The sequence below is a fragment of the Mesorhizobium sp. M7D.F.Ca.US.004.01.2.1 genome, from assembly GCF_003997785.1.
Taxonomy (GTDB): Bacteria; Pseudomonadota; Alphaproteobacteria; order Rhizobiales; family Rhizobiaceae; genus Mesorhizobium; species Mesorhizobium loti.
The window spans coordinates 1-2,077 of record NZ_RZRQ01000592.1 but is presented as its reverse complement, the minus strand read 5'-3'; the positions used below and the strand labels follow the sequence as shown (position 1 = coordinate 2,077).

2 protein-coding genes and 1 pseudogene are annotated in these 2,077 nt (G+C 63.5%); all 3 read left to right on the top strand.

What is annotated here, in order from left to right:
* A pseudogene (locus tag EN993_RS38170) lies at positions 1-174 on the top strand (beta-ketoacyl-ACP synthase); the annotation flags it as partial.
* 36 nt (positions 175-210) lie between these two features.
* The gene (locus EN993_RS35150; protein ID WP_027039032.1) at positions 211-1,239 is read left to right on the top strand and encodes a zinc-binding dehydrogenase; all 1,029 of its coding nucleotides are present in this window, start codon (positions 211-213) and stop codon (positions 1,237-1,239) included.
* Between the two features lie 13 nt (positions 1,240-1,252).
* Positions 1,253-2,077 (top strand): lipid A biosynthesis lauroyl acyltransferase (locus EN993_RS35145; protein WP_164758036.1); only part of this gene is annotated, 825 nt, incomplete at its 3' end.

Here is a 2,077-nt window from a genome sequence, read left to right as displayed (position 1 = left end):
ATGCGCGAAAGCGTCATTCCGCCGACCATCAACTATGACAATCCCGACCCCGCGATCGTGCTCGACGTGGTGCCGAACAAGAAGCGTAATGCCGAGGTTCGCACCGTTCTGTCGAACTCCTTCGGTTTCGGCGGCCAGAACACTTGCCTTGTCATGGCGCGGGAACCGGTCTAAGCGACCTTTTTCAGCCAGACTGAACCGACAGGCCCCATGCGCGCATTGCAACTTATAGAGGACCGCCGTCTTGAGACGGTGGACCTGCCGCCTCCCCCACCGCCGGCACTCGGTGAAGTCACGCTGCGCATCAAGGCGGTGGCGCTGAACCACATCGACGTCTGGGGCTGGCGCGGCATGGCCTTCGCCAAGCGCAAGCTGCCGCTGGTCGTCGGCGCCGAAGCCTCCGGCGAGGTCGAGGCGGTCGGCCCCGGCGTTTCCAGCCTGCTGCCCGGACAATTGGTGTCGATCTACGGCGCGCGCACCTGCGGCCTTTGCCGCGCCTGCCGCGAAGGCCGCGACAATCTCTGCGAACATGTTTCGGGCGTTCACGGCTTCCATCTCGACGGCTTCGCGCAGGAAAAGATCAACCTGCCGGCCCGCCTGCTGGTTCCTGCCCCGCCCGGCGTGACCGACATCGGTGCGGCGGTGGCGCCCGTTACCTTCGGCACGGTCGAGCATATGCTGTTCGACAACGCCAGGCTGCAGCCCGGCGAGACCATTCTCATCCATGCCGGCGGATCCGGCATCGGCTCGGCGGCCATCCAGCTGGCCAAGCGAATGGGCTGCACCATCATCACCACGGTCGGCTCGAACGACAAGATCGACAAGGCCAAGGCGCTCGGCGCCGACCATGTCATCAACTATCGCGACGACCGTTTCGAGGGCGTCGTGCGCAAGCTGACCAAGAAGAAGGGCGTCGACGTCGTGTTCGAACATGTCGGCGCCGACACTTTTGCCGCTTCCATGCTGTGCCTGAAGCGTGGCGGCCGCCTGGTGACCTGCGGTTCGACTTCCGGCGTGTCGACGCAGATCAACCTGATGCAGTTGTTCCAGCAGCAATTGAAGCTGCTCGGCTCCTTCGGCTGCCGCATGGAGAACATGGCCAACGCCATGCAGAAAATGGCGGCGGGACAGGTCGCCCCGGTCATCGACACCGAAGTCGACTTTGACGGTATCGATGCCGCGCTGAAGCGCATGGAAGGCCGCGACGTGTTTGGCAAGATCATCCTGCGCGTCGGCTAGAGCCTTGACCTCTGTGTTCAAGAAGTTCCGCCGGGATCTCAAATTTCGCTACGGCAGGCAGCTGCGCCAGTTGAACTACTGGCTGGTGGCGCGCGCGGCTATGATGATCATCTCGGTCCTGCGTCTGCTGCCGGCCGACAGTGCGCTGAACTTTGCCGACCGCGTCGCACGCCGCGTTGGCCCCTGGGTGGGACGCCATCAGGTCGCTGTCGACAATCTGCGCAAGGCCTATCCGGAAAAGGGCGAGGCCGAAATCCAGGCGATCGCCTCCGACATGTGGGGCAACATGGCCCGCCTTGCCGCCGAATACATCTTTCTCGACGCCCTGTTCGACTACGATCCCGCGGCCAGCAAGCCCGGCCGCGTCGAGGTCAAGGGCATAGAGCATTTCGTCGAGATCGCCGCCGAAAAGCGGCCACACATCGTCTTCACCGGCCATCTCGGCAATTTCGAACTCTTGCCGGTGGCGGCGGCGACCTTCGGCATGAACATCACGGCGCTGTTTCGCCCGCCCAACAATCCCTATCTCGCCGACTACATCCTGTCGACGCGCCGCTCGACCATGGGCTCATTGCTGCCGTCGATGGCCGGCGCCTCATTCGCGTTGGCAGGGGTGCTGGAGAATGGCGGCAACATCGGCATCCTTGTCGACCAGAAATTCTCCAATGGCCTGGACACGACATTCTTCGGCCGTCCCTGCCAGAGCAATCGGGTGCTGGCGACCCTTGCCCGTCACTACGACTGCGACGTCTATCCGGCACGCTGCGTCAGGCTGCCAGGCAATCGCTTCCGGCTCGAGATCGAGGACAAGTTGACATTGCCGCGCACCATTGACGGC